The organism is Stenotrophomonas sp. YJH_SMC_127 (assembly GCF_059372445.1).
In genome coordinates this window covers 295,440-312,370 of sequence record NZ_JCAFVO010000005.1, presented here as the reverse complement: position 1 = coordinate 312,370, position 16,931 = coordinate 295,440, and the positions used below count along the sequence as shown (strand labels likewise).

Here is a 16,931-nt window from a genome sequence, read left to right as displayed (position 1 = left end):
ACAGGATTCCACCTTCGGCGAGATCACCAACCCGGCCACGCAGGCCAAGGTGGTACATCGCACCCAACCGTATTGGTTGCTGGATGCGATGGCGCGTTATGAATTCAGTGATCGCCTGTCGGCCACGCTCAACGTCAACAACCTGCTGGACAAGCGCTACTACACGATCGTCAGCTGGTACAGCACCTACACCTGGGGTGAGCCACGCAATGTGCGGCGGGCGATGACGTACAGGTTCTGACGCGGGTCCTGTAGAGCCGAGCCCGCGCTCGGCTGGCTGTCACACCGCAGCCGAGCGTGGGCTCGGCTCTACGGAAATGCGCCCGCGATGCTTTGCGGCATCGCGGGCGTTGTGGTTACAGCGGCAGGTCGAACACCAGCACTTCGGCGTCGTTGCCGTTTTCCAGGGTCAGCTGCGCTTCGTCGCTGACCTGCAGTGCATCACCGGCTTCCAAGGTGATGCCATTGACCTGCAGCTGGCCTCGGGCAACCTGCACATAGGCACCACGGCCATTGCCGAGCGCGTGGTGCAGCTTCTGGCCGCCATCGAGGATGGTGGCGAAGATGCGGGCATCCTGGTGGATGCGCAGCGAACCGTCGGCGCCGTCCGGCGAAGCGATCAGGCGCAGCTGGCCGCGCTTGGTACCCGGGGCGAAGTGGGTCTCCTCGTAGGACGGCGTGATGTTCTCGCGGTCCGGGAAGATCCAGATCTGCAGGAAGTGCACGGTCTCGTCGGCCGAGTGGTTGAATTCGCTGTGGCTGACACCACTGCCGGCACTCATGCGCTGCACGTCGCCGTAGCGCAGCACCGAGCCGGTGCCCATCGAGTCCTTGTGCTCCAGCGCGCCGCCCAGCACATAGGAAACGATCTCCATGTTGCTGTGGCTATGGGTGCCGAAGCCCTGGCCGCCGATCACCTTGTCTTCGTTGATCACCCGCAGCGGGCCGAAGCTGACGTAGCGGGGGTCGTAGTAGTTGGCGAAGGAGAAGGTATGGCGCGAGGACAGCCAGCCATGCTCGGCCAGGCCACGGGTAGCGCTCTTGCGGATCTGCAGCATGATGGAATCTCCTTGTTCGATGGTTTCGATGGTTTCGATGGGGCGGGGTGAGGCGGTAGTTGCCGTGTTTCCCCGTTGGAGAGAAGTATCTGCTTGCGCCCGGGGTTTGAAAAACGGATAGTTTTGACGGCCATCATCGAAAAATTCGAATGCTCAAGCTCAGCCTCGATGCCCTGCAGATCCTGGATGCCATCGACCGCCGCGGCTCCTTTGCTGGCGCCGGCAAGGCCCTGCACAAGGTGCCCTCGACCATTTCCTACACCGTGGCCAAGCTGGAGGAGGACCTCGGCGTTCAGCTGTTCGACCGGGTCGGCCCGCGTGCCGAACCGACCGAGGCCGGACGCGCCCTGCTGGACGAGGGTCGGCATCTCCTGCGTGCGGCCCGCGAGCTGGAGCTGCGGGTGCGCCGGGTGGCGTCGGGCTGGGAGACCGAACTGACCCTGGCGGTGGACTCGGTGTTCCCGACCTGGCTGCTGGGCCCGGACATCGCCGCGTTTCGTGAGGCGGAGGCGCCGACCCGGCTGCGGCTGATCGGCGAGGCCCTGTCCGGCACCTGGGAGGCCCTGCTGGACCGGCGCGCCGACCTGCTGGTCGGGGCGCCGGGCGAGGGGCCCAGTGGCGGTGGTTACGTGGTCGAGCCGCTGGGCACGGTGGAGTTCGTGTTCGCGGTCGCACCCGGTCATCCGTTGGCCAAGGTGCCGGGCGTGCTCGGTCGCGAGCAGCTGGTCGAGCACTGCGCGATCGCCGTTTCTGATTCGGCGCGGCGGTTGCTGCCGCGCACGGTGGGCCTGTTGATGGGGCAGGAGATGCTGACCGTGCCTGACATGGCCAGCAAACTGAAGCTGCAATGCGAAGGTGTGGGCTTCGGCTTCCTGCCCGAGCCGTGCGCGCGCGCTGCAGTGGCGCGTGGCCAGCTGGTGATCCGCGAGGTGGAGGAACACAAGCCGGAGGAAACGTTCTGGCTGGCCTGGCGCACCGGCGAGGACGGCGCGGCACTGCGGTGGTGGCGCGAGCGCCTGCGCAGGCCGGAGCTGCTGTCGCAGTGGTGGCAGGCAATGGCCAAGGGGTAGGGGTTTGGCAGGGCTGCGCCCTGCACCCGCCGAGGCCAAAGCAACAGCAACAGCAACAGCAACAGCAACAGCAAAAGCGTGCATTCCGTGAGATGGCGGGGTGGGTCCGGTTGCGGGGGCCGCTGCAAGTACGTCCATGTAAGCTCGGTCGCCGCATCCATGCGGCTCACGCCCCCGCAACCGGACCCACCCCGCCTTCGACAGTTTTCCGCGATCTGTCGGAACGGCGTACTGCTCTGGTAGGTGTCGACCTTGGTCGGCACGGTGGATCCACGTCATGCGTGGATGAATTCACTCGATATCTGACAGATGTGTCGACCAAGGTCGACACCTACCAACAGCCGCGTGAACCTGTCGAAGGTCGGGCGGTGTCGGAGTGCGGGGTGTCAGCCGCATGGGCCCGAGGCATGCCTCGGGCGGGTTGGGCAGGACGCCCAACCCCGGTCTTGCCGTGTGCGCAGGAAAGCGCACACGAGCAAGCGGCTGCCAAGCCTGCATGGACGTACTTGCGGCGTCCCCGCACTCCGACACCGCCCCGCCAACCTACGGAATGCGTGCTGCTGCTGTTGTCGTTGAGGTTGCCGGCCAGCGGCCGGCACTACCAGGGGTGCAGGGCGCAGCCCTGCCGAAAAACACGCATAAAAAAAACAGCAGGCCGAGGCCTGCTGTTTCGGTGTAATGGTGCGCCCGGAGAGATTCGAACTCCCGACCGCCTGGTTCGTAGCCAGGTACTCTATCCAACTGAGCTACGGGCGCCAATTACATAAACTTGTTGTGCTGACTGTGTATGGTGCGCCCGGAGAGATTCGAACTCCCGACCGCCTGGTTCGTAGCCAGGTACTCTATCCAACTGAGCTACGGGCGCGCGGTACACAATCAAATTTTACTGCATTTCCAGCGGCGGATGCTGAAAACCTGTCGAGTGGTGCGCCCGGAGAGATTCGAACTCCCGACCGCCTGGTTCGTAGCCAGGTACTCTATCCAACTGAGCTACGGGCGCCCTGCGACAGGAGCGGAATTATGCGGATGTCGGCGCGCACCGTCAACAGTTTTGTGAAAATTTTCATCCAACTGAATGAAAAAGCGGTCCGCCACAGCGTCAGGGGCCTTCAGCCAAGCGAAATGATCGGCACGCGTGCCCAGTTCCTGCGCCGACAGCACGCGCAGCTGCGCGTCCACATTCGGCAGCTTGGCCAGCAATGTCTGCATCGATCCGGTCGGTGCCAACCAGTCGTGTTCCATCAACACCGCCTGCGCGCTGCCATGCACGCGCGCCATCTGTGCGTCGAGGTCTTCGTCCATGCCGGCCGCGGCATAGTGGTTGTTCAGGCCCACGCGCGCCCAGTCGGCGATCAGTCCGCGCGCTTCGGTGCCGCCGAAGCCGAGGCGCCGGCCATGCAGCACGCCTTGGCGCTGTGCGATCCACGGCAGGAAGCGGTAGACCAGTGGCAGCAGCCAGCCCCGCGGTGGCGGGAAGCCGCGCCAGAACGGTGAGCCGCTGGCCGCCAACCACAAGCGGTTGAAGTGCTGCGGATTGCGGCCGGCATGCACGCAGGCCAGCTGACCGCCGAGGCTGTGGCCACCGATGATCCAGGGCAGCGCGCCGGCCTCGTCATCCGCCGCGACAAGGACCGCCTGGCTGGTGGGCAGATCCTGTTCGAGTACCTCGCGATAGCCCCAGTCCTGCGTGCGCGACGGCCGCAGTGAGCTGCTGCCATTGCCGCGCCACTCGTGCAGGTACACCGCCACGCCCTTCGCCGCCAGCGCCTGCGCCAGCGGCAGGTAGTGGCGCGCGGCCACGCCCAGTGCAGGCAGCCACAGCAGGCGCGCGATGGGCTGTGCAGGCACGCAGGCAATCACTTCGTAGCGATGGCCATCAGCGCACTGCACGGCGAGGACGTCCGGTGTGAGGCTCATGCGTGTGGTGCCGCGCCGAAGTGATCGAGCACCAGCACCTCGCTGCGGCCGGGGGCATAGCCCTGCTGCAGGCCGCGTGCAACGTAGTCGATACCGGCTTCGCAGGCATTGGCCAGGCTCAAGCCGTTGCACAGTTGCGCGGCGATGGCCGAGGCCAGCGTGCAGCCGGTGCCATGTGCGTCCAGCGGCAGGCGGGCATGGATGAATTCTTCGCTGCTGACGCCGTCGAAGTAGCGGTCGATCACGCGGTTGCCTTCCTGCAGATGGCCACCTTTGAGCAGCACCGCACCTGCACCCAGGTCGAGCAGGGCGGAGGCCGCCCGTTCGGCGTCATCGCCGTTGCCGATCTTCCGTCCGACCAGCAGCTCTGCTTCCGGCGTGTTCGGGGTGATCAGCGTGGCCAGCGGGATCAGCCGCTCGCGCATCGCCTGCAGGGCGCTGTCTTCCAGCAGGCGCGCGCCGCTGGTGGCGACCATCACCGGGTCCAGCACCACGTGTGGCGGGTGATGGCGCTCCAATGCATCGGCGACGGCATTGATCACCTCGGCGTTGGCCAGCATGCCGAGCTTCACCGCGTGGATGTCGAAGTCGTCGAAGCAGGCGTCCAGTTGCGCGCGCAGGAAATCGATCGGCGGCACATGCACGGCGATGACGCCGCGGGTGTTCTGCGCGGTCAGTGCGGCGATCGCGGAGAGGCCGTGCACGCGATGCGCTGCAAAAGCCTTCAGGTCGGCCTGGATGCCGGCACCGCCGCCGGAGTCGGAGCCGGCGATGGTGAGGGCGGAAACGGGAGTGGTCGGGCTCATCCAGCGATTGTGCCGTGGTCACCGTAAAGGCGGTAGCGTCGCCGCTGATAGATGGGGTCAGATCCCTTTGCCGCAGGAAAAGGGATCTGACCCCTGGAGCGCGGCCCTCAATGTCGCCAGCGCGCCCACTGCTGGTACAGCACATAACCCAGTCCGGTCAGGCCGGTCAGCAGGGCCGGGGCGAGCAGGGCGTCGTACTGCCAGCGCACGAACAGCCAGGCGCCGAGGATGCCGCCGGCGAGGAAGCCGCTGATGATCAGGCCGCTGAGGGTCAGTCGCCGTACCTGCAGTGGCAACCCGCGCAGCAGGTGGCCCAAGCCGATGCCGAGGTCGGTGAACATGCCGCTGAGGTGGGTGGTGCGCACCACCGCGCCGCTGAAGGTGGTGGCCATCGCATTCTGCAGGCCGCAGGCCATGGCAGCGGCCAGTGCACCCCATATCTGGTGCTGTTCGAACAGCGGAATGGACACCAGCAAAAGAGCCGATTCCAGCGCCAGTGCCACGCCGTAGCGTCGGCCCAGCTGCAGGGTGCTGTCCTGGATCAGCAGGCCGCTGAGCATTGCGCCCAGCGAGAACGCGATCAGCAGTCCCCACAGGTGGCCGACCGCGCGCCAGTCACCCTGGGCCAGTGCCATGCCGAGTTGGCTGGTACTGCCGGTCATGTGGCTGACCGCCTGGTGCTCGAAACCGAGGAAGCCGACCACGTTGACCATGCCGGCCACGCACGAGAGCGCGACCGCGCCGATCCAGACCCAGGTGGGCAGGCGTATTCCCATCGGCGGGGCCCCTCAGGGCCCGCCGAAGCCGCCGTTGAACTGCAGCTCGCTGAAGGTGTTGCTGGCCGGGTCGAACACCGCGCCCCAGAACTGCGCGCCGCCATCGCAGACGCGGATCGCTTCGCGGGCCGGATTGATGCCGCTGTCGTCGGGCAGGTGGAAGGCATTGATGTAGATCAGCCGTCGGCCTGCGCTTTCGATGCCGACGTACTGCCGGTCAAAGTCGAGCACCTTCGGCACCTGGGTTTCCAGCGAAGACAGATTCGCTTCCAGCTGGTCGATCTGCTGCCGGCTGGGTGCCCAGTAGCCGCTGACCCGCCCGGCCTCGCGGCCGGGGCTGGGCCGCGAGCAGGTGTCGAGCACCTGCGCGGCGATGATCGGGCGGGTGACCACCCAGGACTGGCCGGTGCGCTCGGCGGTGGGCACACTGGCCGGGCCGCGCGTAGTGGTGCAGGCGCCCAGCACGGCTGCGAGGGTGATTGCAGCCGTGGGCAGCAGCAGGCGGGTGCGGCGGTTCACAACACCTCCGAAGCGTAATCGGCCAGGCGCGAACGCTCGCCACGGCGCAGGGTGATGTGTGCACTATGCGGCCAGTTCTTGAAGCGATCCACCGCGTAGGTCAGGCCCGAGGTGGTCTCGGTCAGGTACGGGGTGTCGATCTGCTCGACGTTGCCCAGGCAGACGATCTTGGTGCCGGGGCCGGCGCGGGTGATCAGCGTCTTCATCTGCTTCGGGGTGAGGTTCTGCGCCTCGTCCAGGATCAGGTAGCGCGACAGGAAGGTGCGGCCGCGCATGAAGTTCATCGAGCGGATCTTGATGCGGCTGGCCAGCAGGTCGTTGGTCGCCTGGCGCCCCCACGTGCCGCCTTCCTGGTTGTGCGTGAGCACTTCCAGGTTGTCGGTCAGCGCGCCCATCCACGGCGTCATCTTCTCTTCTTCGGTGCCGGGCAGGAAACCGATGTCCTCGCCGACGCTGACCGTGGCGCGGGTCATGATGATCTCGCGGTAGCGCTGCTGGTCCATCGTCTGCGCCAGGCCGGCGGCCAGCGCCAGCAGGGTCTTGCCGGTGCCGGCGGTACCCAGCAGCGTGACGAAGTCGATCTCTGGATCCATCAGTGCGTTGAGGGCGAAGTTCTGCTCGCGGTTGCGTGCGCTGATGCCCCACACGGCGTGGCTGCCGTGGCGGAAATCATCGACCAGCGACAGCACCACCTTGCCGTCACCGACCACGCGGCTGACGCGCAGCTCGACTTCATCTTCGCCGGGCAGGTAGACGTACTGGTTCGGGTACCACTCCTCGCCGTCCTGCGCCTGGATTTCGTAATGGGTACGGCCCTTGTCGCTCCAGCTGCGCAGGTCGTCGCCGTGGCGCTTCCAGAAGTCTTCCGGCAGCTCGGTAGCGCCGGTGTAGAGCAGGCTGAAATCGTCCAGCGCGCGGTCGTTCTCGTAGTCCTCGGACACGATGCCGGCGATGGCGGCCTTGATCCGCAGGTTGATGTCCTTGGAGACGAACACCACCGGCAGGTCGGGGGTTTCTTCCTTCAGGGCCAGGATCGCGCCGAGGATGGCGTTGTCCGGGATCACCTTGCCGAAGCTCTTGCCGGCGTCGAAATGGCTGGTCTGGAAGCGCAGCTTGCCGGCGCTCTGCTTGCCGCGCAGCTGCAGCCCATTCGGGCGCTGCAGCGGAATGCCGTCGGCCAGGTTGTCCAGGCCGGAGGCCTGCACCAGCTCGTTGAGGAAGCGGCTCACCTGGCGGGCGTTTCGGCTCGCTTCGGAAGTGCCCTTCTTGCCGTTGTCCAGCTCCTCGATCACCTGCATGGGCAGGTAAACGTCGTGCTCCTCGAATTTGAACAGCGCGGTCGGATCGTGCATCAGCACGTTGGTATCCAGCACGTAGATGCGCTTGCCTCGGGTCATCGTCGATTCCTGGTTACGGACAGGGAAAAACCACCACGGCCTGCTGCCTGGCAGGGTGATGGCAGACACAGTAGGCAGTGGGACTCACTTGGACTGGGAGGCCTTCAGTTCGGCGAGAACGGCATCGGCATGGCCGGCGACCTTGACCTTGCGCCAGGACTGCACGATGCGGCTGTCGGGGGAAATCAGGAAGGTGCTGCGTTCGATGCCACGTACCTGCTTGCCGTACATGTTCTTCATCTTGATCACGTCGAAGGCGCTGCACAGCGCTTCGTCGCCATCGCTGACCAGGGGGAAGCCGAAGCCCTGCCTGGCACAGAAATTGTCGTGCGACTTCACCGAATCGCGCGAGACGCCCAGCACGACCGCGCCGGCCTTCTTGAACTTCGGCAGCAGCGCGTTGAAGTCGATACCTTCGGTGGTGCAGCCGGGAGTGCTGTCCTTGGGGTAGAAGTACAGCACCAGCCACTGGCCGGCATAGTCGCCGAGGGTGGCCTGGTCGCCACCGGACAGCGCCAGCGGCAGGGAGAGGGTGGTGCTGTCCAGGGTATCGCCGTTGTTCATGAGGTCCTTCTGTCGAGCCTGGGTTCTTTCCAAGACAATTGCATGAAACGCCACGCGCCCGTGAGAGGCGCGCGAAAAATCAGGAATTCATTCAGAACTTCATCGGGTCCATGATCGCGTCCAGGTTCAGGTGGTCGCAGAACTCAAGGAAATCGTCGCGCAGCGCGGCGATGTGCATGTTGGCCGGCACGCCGATGGTGACCTGTGCACTGAACATTTCCGCACCGGTCTGCATGGCGCGGTAGCGCGTGCTCTGCAGGTTCTCGATGGTGATGCCCTGGCGGTCGAAGAAATCGGCCAGCTGGAACAGGATGCCCGGCTTGTCGGCGGCGATCACTTCGACAATGTACGGCAGCAGGTTGGACTGCGCCTGCTTGGCCGCGGTGCGGTACCAGACCAGCTTCAGGCCCTCCTCGCGCTCCAGCCGGGTCAGCATCGCCTCGAGCTTGGCCACCGAGTCCCAGGAGCCGGTGGCCAGGGCGGTGACCGAGACATCGCGGCCGACCGTGGCCAGGCGTGCGTCCACCAGGTTGCAGCCGCTGTCGGCGATGCGGCGGGTGACGGACAGCAGGGGGGACTCCGGATGCGTCGTATAGGCGTTGATCAGGAGGTGGTTTTCGCTCGGCGCGGGGCGCGGGGTGGTGTCGGTCAAGGCGATTCCGGGTAATGCATGCGTGAGTCTGAATGCCCGCCAGAGGCGGGGATCCACCGGTGTCCAGCATACTTGCCCGTGCTTTCGCGCCGCAAGTAACATTCAGGCCGCCCCCAGCCTTTCGTGGCGGGCGTTTCCCTTCCCAGCCAAGAGCAGCACGTCCTTGTCCCTTTCCGGCCTCATCACCGCGCTGGCGACCCCGTTCCGGGCCGACGGCGCCCTCGATCCCGATGGTTGGCAGCGCCTGCTGCACCTGCAACTGGAGGGTGGCGTCCATGGCGTTGTCGTGGCTGGCTCGACCGGCGAAGCGGCGACCCTGACCGATGCCGAGTACGACCAGCTGCTGGCCAGCGCCGTCGAACGCATCGGCGGCCGCATCCCGGTCATGGCCGGCACCGGCCTGTCGGGCACCGCCAAGACCATCGAACAGACCCGCCGTGCCGCCGCCCTTGGCGCCAGCCACGCACTGGTGGTCACCCCGCCGTACGTGCGGCCGACCCAGGCTGGCCTGATCGCGCACTATCGCGCGGTGGCCGACCAGGGCGGGCTGCCGGTCGTGCTGTACAACGTGCCCGGCCGTACCGGCTGCGACATGCAGCCGGAGACCGTGGCCGAGCTGGCCAGCCACCCCAATATCGTCGGCATCAAGGAAGCGGTGGGTGACACCGGCCGGGTGCAGGCGCTGCTGGCGCTGCGCAGCCCGACGTTCGCGGTGCTCAGTGGCGACGACGGCACCGCCGCGCGTTCGATCCGGGCCGGCATCGATGGCCTGATCTCGGTCGGTTCCAACGTGCTTCCGGGCGCGTATCGCCGGATGTGCGAGCTGGCTGCCGCGCACGACCACGAAGCCACCGAGTCGTGGGACGCGCGCCTGCATCCCTTCCATGATTTCTGTGGCGTCGAACCCAACCCGATCCCGGTCAAGGCGCTGCTGCGCCGCATCGGCATCGGCCATGACCTGCGCCTGCCGCTGCTGCCGCTGTCGGCAGCACATCATCCCGCGGCCGACCACCTTGCCGGCGACATCGCCGCCCTCGAAGCCCTTTCCAGCCACTGACCTTCCGTCTTGGTCTGACCCAGGAGATTCACATGCGTCAATCCGTTTCCACTGTCCGCGTGCTGTCCTACGCCCTGCTTGCTGTAGCTGTTGCGGCCGGCACCACCGGCTGCTTCAAGCGTGGCGTCAAGGGCGACTACGCCCTGGCCCCGGAAATGCGCCCGCTGGAAGTACCGCCGGACCTGAACCTGCCCAACGCCACCACCGACAACAAGGTGCCGACACTGGCCTCGGCCACCAAGCCGGCGGCGCCGGTCGCCGCAGCCCCGGCGGTGGGCAACACCGGTTTCACCGTTGCCGGTGGCAAGGATGAAGCCTTCGCCAAGGTCGGTACCGCGCTGGAAGGCGTCGAAGGCGTGACCATCGCCAGCCGCGCGCAGCTGCTGGGCTCGTACGACGTGGCCTACGAAGGCAGCAACTTCCTGGTCCGCGTGGTGGCGGTTGATGCAGGTGCCTACATCTCCGCGGTCGACCCGCGTGGCCTGCCGGCCACCGCCGAAGCGCCGGTGAAGCTGATCGCCGCGCTGAAGGCGAAGCTGGCTCAGTAAGGGCCGCCCTGGTAGAGGCCGACCTTGGTCGGCGCTTCCGTGCCAACCAAGGTTGGCACCTACCGGAAGACGCGCCCTGGTGGAGGCCGACCTTGGTCGGCGCTTCCGTGCCAACCAAGGTTGGCACCTGCCGGAAGACGTGCCCTGGTGGAGGCCGACCTTGGTCGGCGCTTTTGTGCCAACCAAGGTTGGCACCTACCGGAAGACGTGCCTTGGTAGAGGCCGACCTTGGTCGGCGCTTTTGTGCCAACCAAGGTTGGCACCTACCGAGAACAGAAAAGGGCGCCATGGGCGCCCTTTTTCGTTGCCGCCGCGGGCGCTTCTCAGCGCTCCAGCAGCTTCAGCTTGTCCGGCTTGCCGTCCCATTCGCCGGCGTCGGCGGGCGGGTCCTTGCGCACGGTCAGCACCGGCCATTCCTTCGCCAGCTCGGCATTGAGGGCAACGAAGCCTTCCTGGCCGGCGGGGACGTCGTCCTCGGGGAAAATCGCGTTGACCGGGCACTCCGGCTCGCAGAGGGTGCAGTCGATGCACTCATCCGGGTCGATCACCAGGAAGTTCGGGCCTTCGTGGAAGCAATCCACGGGGCACACTTCCACGCAATCGGTGTGTTTGCACTTGATGCAGTTTTCGGTGACGACAAAGGGCATGGGCTGGGGGTGGATCGATTCCTGAACCCGCCAATTCTAGAACAGGTTGGCCCCCGGTGTCGGGATGGGACGGAAAACGGGCGTCTGGCAGGCGCGGCCATTGGCGGCACGGCAGGGCGTGTGCGAGGCTGCGCGACAACCGGTCCTGGTGGCCGGGCTCCCTTCCCAGCAGGATCGTCCATGTCCCAGGCCCCGTCCCGCACCGCCTCCCACGGTGGTGAAAACACGGCGTTCATCGTCCTGATCAGTTGCGTGGCCACGCTTGGTGGCTTCCTGTTCGGCTTCGACAGTGGTGTCATCAACGGCACGGTCGATGGCCTGCGCCAGGCCTTCAACTCCAGCGAGGCGGCGCTGGGTTTCGAAGTTGCCTCGATGCTGCTGGGCTGCGCGGTCGGTGCATTCCTGGCCGGTTGGTTGGGCGACCGCCTGGGGCGCCGTGGTGTCCTGATCGTGTCCGCGCTGATGTTCCTGGTCTCGGCGCTGGGCGCCGGGGCGGCCCACGCGTCCTGGCTGTTCATCGCGGCCCGCGTGCTGGGCGGCTTTGCGGTGGGGGCGGCCAGCGTGATGTCACCGGCCTACATCGCTGAAGTCGCCTCGGCGCGCTATCGCGGCCGGCTGGCCACGGTGCAGCAGATGGCCATCATCTGCGGTTTGTTCGCGGCCTTCCTCAGCAATTACCTGCTGGCCCGCGCTGCCGGCGCCTCGACCGAGCCGCTGTGGCTGGGCCATGAGGCGTGGCGCTGGATGTTCTGGATGCAGGCGCTGCCCTCCGCGCTGTTCCTGCTGTTGCTGCTGGTGATTCCGGAAAGCCCGCGCTTCCTGGTGCTGAAGGGCCGCCAGGGGCAGGCGAGGGCGGTGTTGTCGCGACTGTACGGCGAGGCCGCTGCCCGGGCCAAGCAGGCCGAGATCGAAGCCAGCCTGGCACAGGACCAGCACAAGCCGCGCTTCGGCGACCTGCGCAGCAGGGCTACCGGCAGGCTGCGCCCGATCCTCTGGGTGGGCATCGGCCTGGCCATGTTCCAGCAGCTGGTCGGCATCAACGTGGTGTTCTACTACGGCGCGGTGCTGTGGCAGGCGGTGGGTTTCTCTGAAAGCGACGCACTGCTGATCAATGTGCTGTCCGGCGCGCTGAGCATCGGCGCCTGCCTGCTCACCGTGCTGCTGATCGACCGCATCGGGCGCAAGCCGCTGCTGTGGGTCGGCTCGGTCGGCATGTCGGTGGCGCTGGTGCTGATGGTGGTGGCGTTTGCCAGCGGCAGCCTGGCCGGCGGGCGCCTGCAGCTGTCCGATGGCATGGGACGGCTGGCGCTGGTCGCCGCCAACGTCTACGTGGTGTTCTTCAACATGTCCTGGGGCCCGGTGATGTGGGTGATGCTGGGCGAGATGTTCCCCAACCAGATCCGCGGCCCGGCGCTGGCGGTGGCGGGTGCGGCGCAATGGACCTCGAACTTCGCGATCACCGTGACCTTCCCGATGCTGCTGGCCGGCATCGGCCTGGCCGGCGCCTATGGCATCTACGCGGTCGCGGCGATCCTCTCGATCGTCTTCGTGGTCCGCTACGTGCGCGAGACCAAGGGCAAGGAGCTGGAGCAGATGGAAGGCTGACGGCGACTGGCTTCGGTTGCGTTCCGTTGGCGCCTGCTTGTCCAGAGTGTGAGGGGGCAGGCCGCCCTCTCCAGGACACGCAAGAGCCCATCCATGGTGCTCGATGGCGCCTTGCTCGCGTGCGCTGTCCTGCGCACTCGGCAAGACCAGGCTTGGGCTCCTGCCCAACCCGTCGGGCGCATGCGCCCAACCCATCGCGCCAACGGTCCTGGAGAGGGCGGCCTGCCCCCTCCTGACAGTTTCATGGTGCGTGCGGATGCGGCGAAGCGCTGGTCGGTTGTTGCCGCAGCTGGCGGGAAACCGTCCAGAGTCGGTGGGGTCACCCAGGGCAGGACCGTTGGCGCCAAGGATGGCGCCATCGAGCCCCCATGGATGGGTTCACGGCGTGTCCTGCCCTGGGTGACCCCACCGGCTCGAGCCGATTGCAGGGAGGCGCCAAAGCGACCAACCCGACCGCAATCACTGCAATCCCGGAAAACAGAAAAGCCCGCACAAGGCGGGCTTTTTCGGTTCCTGCTGCGGCGACTGGCGCTCCCTAGGGGACTCGAACCCCTGTTTTAGCCTTGAGAGGGCCACGTCCTAACCACTAGACGAAGGGAGCGTAACTGTGTCGCTGCCGAGGCAGGAGCGCTAGTATATGCACCTCGATGCCATTGGGCAATCCCGAAACTTCAACCGGAAGCGCCAACATCATTTCCTCTGCTACATCACCGTTCAGCCTGCGCGTCATCCCGCGCGACCAGCACACGATCTCCCGCAAGGACATCAGCCCGAACGCCCTGCGCGTGCTTTACCGCCTGCGCGATGCCGGCTTCGGCGCCTACCTTGTCGGCGGCGCGGTGCGCGATCTGCTGGTCAATGGCCAACCCAAGGATTTCGACGTGGCCACCGACGCCACGCCCGAGCAGGTCAAGCAGCTGTTCCGCAACTGCCGCCTGATCGGCCGCCGGTTCCGCCTCGCCCACGTAGTGTTCGGTCGCGAAATCATCGAAGTCGCCACCTTCCGTGCCAACAGCGATGACGGCAGCGGCGACCGCGAGATGGAAAACGGCATGCTCGTGCGCGACAACGTGTACGGCACCATCGAAGACGACGCCATCCGCCGCGACTTCACCTGCAACGCCCTGTACTACGCCATCGAGGACTTCTCGGTGCGCGACTACACCGGTGGTTTCGAGGACGTGCAGGCGCGCCTGATGAAGTTGATCGGCGACCCGGTGCAGCGCTACCAGGAAGACCCGGTACGCATGCTGCGAGCGGTGCGCCTGGCGGCCAAGCTCGGCTTCCAGATCGAAGAGGGTACTGCCGCGCCGATCCCGCACCTGGCCGGCCTGCTCAACGAAGCCGCGCCAGCGCGCCTGTTCGAGGAAGTGCTCAAGCTGTTCCTGTCCGGACACGGCGTGGCCAGCTTCGAAGGCCTTGAGCGTTACGGCCTGCTCGACGTGCTGTTCCCGGAAAGCGCCAAGGCGCTGAAAGCCAACCGCACCGGCGCGCTGCGCCGCATGCTGGTCGAGGGCCTGGCCAATACCGATGCGCGGGTGGCCAACGACGAACCGGTCTCGCCGGCGTTCCTGTTCGCGCTGCTGCTGTGGCCGGCGTTCTGCCGTGCACAGGCGACCCTGCTCAAGCAGGGCGTGGCACCGGAAGAGGCGCAGCGCCGCGCCGCCGACCGCGTCACCGTGCAGCAGTTGAGCACCATCGCGCTGCCGCGCCGCTTCTCGCTGCCGATGCAGGAAATCTGGCTGCTGCAGTCGCGCTTCAGCTCGCGCCAGCGCAAGCGCGTGTTCCGCACCCTGACCCATCCGCGCTTCCGTGCCGCGTTCGATTTCCTCAGCCTGCGCCAGGTGGCGTCGTCCGAGCACGCCGCCGATGTCGAGTTCTGGCGCGAAGCGCAGGCGCAGTCCGGTCGTGAGCTGGAGTCGTCGCTGGATGCGATGCACAGCGAAGATGGCGATGACGAGAGCGGAGCGCCGCGCAAGCGCCGCCGTCGCCGCCGTCGTCCGGGTGCCGCGGCCGGTGCAGCGGGCGAGTAAGCGATGACCCTCGCCTGGATCGGCCTCGGCGCCAACCTCGGCGACGCGGCCGCCACCGTCGGCGCGGCGATTGCCGCGCTGGACGGCCTGCCCGGGACCCGGCTGCGCCAGGCCTCGCGGCTTTACGCAACGCCGGCCTGGGGCAATGAAGACCAGCCGCCGTTCGTCAATGCGGTGGCCTCGGTCGAAACCACCTTGCCGGCCGATGAGCTGCTGCAGGCCATGCTGGCGCTGGAGCAGCGCTTCGGTCGCACGCGTGATCCGGCAGTGCACTGGGGCCCGCGCGCGCTGGACCTGGACCTGCTGCTGTATGGTGCGCAGGCGCTCGACCAGCCTGGGCTGAAGGTGCCGCATCCGTACCTGCACGAGCGTGCCTTCGTGCTGGTGCCGCTGGCCGAAATCGCGCCGGAACTGACAATTCCTGGCCATGGACGCGTGCAGGATGCAGTGATGCGGGTCGATGCCTGCGGGATCGCGCCGATAGGGTGATAATGCCCGGGTTATCTCCCCCGGTTATCAGCACATGAGCACCCACGCAGACAGCAAGCCCTGGACCGTTCCCGCCCTGGCCGAGGCCAAGCGCAATGGCCAGAAGCTGGTCATGTTGACCGCCTACGACGCCGGCTTCGCCCGCACCTTCGATGCCAACGGCGTCGATCTGATCCTGATCGGCGATTCGCTGGGCATGGTCGTGCAGGGTCATGATTCGACCCTGCCGGTGACCGTGGCCGACATGGTCTACCACACCCGGGCCGTGGCCCGCGTGCTGCAGCGTGCGCTGCTGGTGGCCGACCTGCCGTTCGGCGCCGATGCCACCCCGGAACGCGCGCTGGATGCCTCGCTGCAGCTGCTGCAGGCCGGTGCCGAGATGGTCAAGATCGAAGGTGCCGGCTTCAAGGTCGACATCATCCGCTACCTGGTCGAGCGCGAGATTCCGGTCTGCGCGCACCTCGGCCTGACCCCGCAGTCGGTGCTGCGACTGGGCGGCTTCAAGATCCAGGGCCGCGGCGATGCTGCGCGCCAGCTGGTGGAGGACGCCAGGGCCGTGGCCGCCGCAGGCGCCAGCATCATGGTGCTCGAATGCGTGCCGACCCCGGTCGCTGCCGAAGTGACCGCTGCGGTGGATGTGCCGACCATCGGCATTGGTGCTGGCCCGCAGTGCGATGGCCAGGTGCTGGTGCTGCACGATTTCCTCGGCCTGGACAGTGGCCATCGCCGTCCCAAGTTCGTCAAGGATTTCCTTGCCGAAGGTGGCTCGGTGGCCGGTGCCACCCGCGCCTTTGCCGACGCGGTGCGCGACGGCAGCTTCCCCGACGAACAGCACGCCTACGCCCAATGATCCAGACCTTCAACGAGCTCGGCGCGTTGCGCGAGCAGATCGCCCAGTGGAAGCGTGAGGGCCTGCGCGTGGCGCTGGTGCCGACCATGGGCAACCTGCATGGGGGGCACCATTCGCTGGTGACCCTGGCCCGCCAGTACGCCGACAAGGTGGTGGCGAGCATCTTCGTCAATCCGACCCAGTTCGGCCCCAACGAGGATTTCAGTCGCTACCCGCGCACGCCCGAGGCCGACGTGGCCGGGCTGGAGCAGGTCGGCTGCGATGCCGTGTGGCTGCCCAGCGTGGAGACGATGTATCCGCTGGGCGTGGACAGGACCACGCGCATGCACGCGCCGGGTGTCAGTGAAGTGCTGGAAGGCGCCAGCCGCCCGGGGCACTTCGATGGCGTCTGCACGGTGGTGGCGCGCCTGTTCCTGCAGGTGCAGCCGGACGTGGCCGTGTTCGGCCGCAAGGACTACCAGCAGCTTGCCGTGATCAGGCAGATGGTGGCCGAGCTGTCGTTCCCGATCCAGATCGTCGGTGCTGAGATCGTGCGCGACGAGGATGGCCTGGCCAAGAGTTCGCGCAACCAGTACCTGAGCGACGAACAGCGCCCGGTCGCGACCACCATCCACCGCACCCTGCTGGGCATGCGCGAGGGCTACGTGGCGGGGCAGGCACGTGATCGCATCGAAGCCGACGCCACGGCCGCATTGCAGGCAGCCGGGTTCCAGGTCGACTACGCGGTGCTGCGCACCCCGGAGCTGGCCGAGCCGACCTTCGACGGCGGTGGCCGCGTGGCGCTGATTGCCGCGCGCCTGGGAACCACCCGGTTGATCGACAACCTGGAGTTCTGAGTTCCGGCGGCGCCGCGCGATGCATGGGGTCAGATCCCTTTTCCAGGGGAAAAGGGTTCTGACCCCGGTTTCACCGCCTACCTGAACAGGTTGCCGGCCGTGATGCC

Annotated in this window: 17 protein-coding genes, 4 tRNA genes and 1 pseudogene; 9 read left to right on the top strand and 13 right to left on the bottom strand. The window is 66.7% G+C overall.

Annotated elements, in window-relative coordinates; all coding sequences use genetic code 11:
• Position 1 precedes the first annotated feature (1 nt).
• Positions 2-241: pseudogene (locus AC5QAB_RS14335) on the top strand (TonB-dependent siderophore receptor); the annotation flags it as partial.
• 115 nt (positions 242-356) lie between these two features.
• On the opposite strand, the gene AC5QAB_RS14330 reads toward AC5QAB_RS14335, so the two are convergent.
• The gene (locus tag AC5QAB_RS14330; protein WP_134966635.1) at positions 357-1,058 is read right to left on the bottom strand and encodes a pirin family protein; all 702 of its coding nucleotides are present in this window, start codon (positions 1,056-1,058) and stop codon (positions 357-359) included.
• A 149-nt stretch (positions 1,059-1,207) separates the two neighbouring features.
• On the opposite strand from AC5QAB_RS14330, the gene AC5QAB_RS14325 reads away from it, so the two are divergent.
• On the top strand, positions 1,208-2,128 hold the full coding sequence (locus AC5QAB_RS14325) for a LysR family transcriptional regulator (RefSeq protein WP_014646737.1): 921 nt from the start codon (positions 1,208-1,210) through the stop codon (positions 2,126-2,128).
• Between the two features lie 679 nt (positions 2,129-2,807).
• Here the strand turns inward: AC5QAB_RS14325 and AC5QAB_RS14320 are convergent.
• The 10 genes from AC5QAB_RS14320 to AC5QAB_RS14275 form a co-directional block, all read right to left on the bottom strand.
• A tRNA-Arg gene (locus AC5QAB_RS14320) sits at positions 2,808-2,884 on the bottom strand.
• Between the two features lie 32 nt (positions 2,885-2,916).
• A tRNA-Arg gene (locus AC5QAB_RS14315) sits at positions 2,917-2,993 on the bottom strand.
• A 58-nt stretch (positions 2,994-3,051) separates the two neighbouring features.
• Positions 3,052-3,128 (bottom strand) — tRNA-Arg (locus AC5QAB_RS14310).
• On the bottom strand, positions 3,119-4,045 hold the full coding sequence (locus AC5QAB_RS14305; protein ID WP_069117217.1) for an alpha/beta hydrolase family protein: 927 nt from the start codon (positions 4,043-4,045) through the stop codon (positions 3,119-3,121). The genes AC5QAB_RS14310 and AC5QAB_RS14305 overlap by 10 nt, the downstream gene beginning before the upstream one ends.
• Positions 4,042-4,851, bottom strand: a complete 810-nt coding sequence (thiD, locus tag AC5QAB_RS14300) for a bifunctional hydroxymethylpyrimidine kinase/phosphomethylpyrimidine kinase (protein ID WP_069117216.1) — start codon at positions 4,849-4,851, stop codon at positions 4,042-4,044. Before thiD ends, AC5QAB_RS14305 begins: the two co-directional genes overlap by 4 nt.
• A gap of 107 nt (positions 4,852-4,958) precedes the next feature.
• Entirely contained in the window at positions 4,959-5,627 is a 669-nt protein-coding gene (locus AC5QAB_RS14295; protein ID WP_046429933.1) for a YoaK family protein, read from the bottom strand.
• A gap of 12 nt (positions 5,628-5,639) precedes the next feature.
• The gene (locus AC5QAB_RS14290) at positions 5,640-6,146 is read right to left on the bottom strand and encodes a hypothetical protein (RefSeq protein ID WP_069117214.1); all 507 of its coding nucleotides are present in this window, start codon (positions 6,144-6,146) and stop codon (positions 5,640-5,642) included.
• Positions 6,143-7,543 (bottom strand): PhoH family protein, encoded by a 1,401-nt coding sequence (locus AC5QAB_RS14285; RefSeq protein WP_014646742.1) that lies wholly within the window; start codon positions 7,541-7,543, stop codon positions 6,143-6,145. Before AC5QAB_RS14285 ends, AC5QAB_RS14290 begins: the two co-directional genes overlap by 4 nt.
• Positions 7,544-7,627: 84 nt before the next feature.
• Complete coding sequence (locus AC5QAB_RS14280; protein ID WP_014646743.1) at positions 7,628-8,107, bottom strand: peroxiredoxin; 480 nt, start codon at positions 8,105-8,107, stop codon at positions 7,628-7,630.
• Between the two features lie 91 nt (positions 8,108-8,198).
• Entirely contained in the window at positions 8,199-8,759 is a 561-nt protein-coding gene (locus tag AC5QAB_RS14275; protein WP_005409051.1) for a glycine cleavage system transcriptional repressor, read from the bottom strand.
• 163 nt (positions 8,760-8,922) lie between these two features.
• Between AC5QAB_RS14275 and dapA the strand changes: the two genes are divergently transcribed.
• On the top strand, positions 8,923-9,816 hold the full coding sequence (dapA, locus tag AC5QAB_RS14270; RefSeq protein WP_032960833.1) for a 4-hydroxy-tetrahydrodipicolinate synthase: 894 nt from the start codon (positions 8,923-8,925) through the stop codon (positions 9,814-9,816).
• 32 nt (positions 9,817-9,848) lie between these two features.
• The gene (locus AC5QAB_RS14265) at positions 9,849-10,364 is read left to right on the top strand and encodes a hypothetical protein (RefSeq protein ID WP_049442314.1); all 516 of its coding nucleotides are present in this window, start codon (positions 9,849-9,851) and stop codon (positions 10,362-10,364) included.
• A 323-nt stretch (positions 10,365-10,687) separates the two neighbouring features.
• On the opposite strand, the gene fdxA is transcribed toward AC5QAB_RS14265, so the two are convergent.
• Entirely contained in the window at positions 10,688-11,011 is a 324-nt protein-coding gene (gene fdxA / locus AC5QAB_RS14260) for a ferredoxin FdxA (protein WP_005409054.1), read from the bottom strand.
• 180 nt (positions 11,012-11,191) lie between these two features.
• Here fdxA and AC5QAB_RS14255 point away from each other — a divergent pair, with 180 nt between their 5' ends.
• Complete coding sequence (locus tag AC5QAB_RS14255) at positions 11,192-12,616, top strand: sugar porter family MFS transporter (RefSeq protein WP_046429936.1); 1,425 nt, start codon at positions 11,192-11,194, stop codon at positions 12,614-12,616.
• Positions 12,617-13,142: 526 nt separating this feature from the next.
• Here AC5QAB_RS14255 and AC5QAB_RS14250 read toward each other — a convergent pair.
• A tRNA-Glu gene (locus AC5QAB_RS14250) sits at positions 13,143-13,217 on the bottom strand.
• A gap of 52 nt (positions 13,218-13,269) precedes the next feature.
• Here AC5QAB_RS14250 and pcnB point away from each other — a divergent pair.
• Genes pcnB through panC form a run of 4 tightly spaced genes read left to right on the top strand, consistent with a single transcriptional unit; the run spans position 13,270 to position 16,824 of the window.
• Positions 13,270-14,649, top strand: a complete 1,380-nt coding sequence (gene pcnB / locus AC5QAB_RS14245; protein WP_032960826.1) for a polynucleotide adenylyltransferase PcnB — start codon at positions 13,270-13,272, stop codon at positions 14,647-14,649.
• A gap of 3 nt (positions 14,650-14,652) precedes the next feature.
• Positions 14,653-15,138 carry a 2-amino-4-hydroxy-6-hydroxymethyldihydropteridine diphosphokinase gene (gene folK, locus AC5QAB_RS14240; protein WP_032960824.1) on the top strand — a complete coding sequence of 162 codons (486 nt, stop codon included), beginning with the start codon at positions 14,653-14,655 and terminating at the stop codon, positions 15,136-15,138.
• Positions 15,139-15,172: 34 nt separating this feature from the next.
• The gene (panB, locus tag AC5QAB_RS14235; protein WP_014646749.1) at positions 15,173-15,988 is read left to right on the top strand and encodes a 3-methyl-2-oxobutanoate hydroxymethyltransferase; all 816 of its coding nucleotides are present in this window, start codon (positions 15,173-15,175) and stop codon (positions 15,986-15,988) included.
• Positions 15,985-16,824, top strand: a complete 840-nt coding sequence (panC, locus tag AC5QAB_RS14230; protein WP_014646750.1) for a pantoate--beta-alanine ligase — start codon at positions 15,985-15,987, stop codon at positions 16,822-16,824. Before panB ends, panC begins: the two co-directional genes overlap by 4 nt.
• The last annotated feature ends 107 nt before the right edge of the window (positions 16,825-16,931 follow it).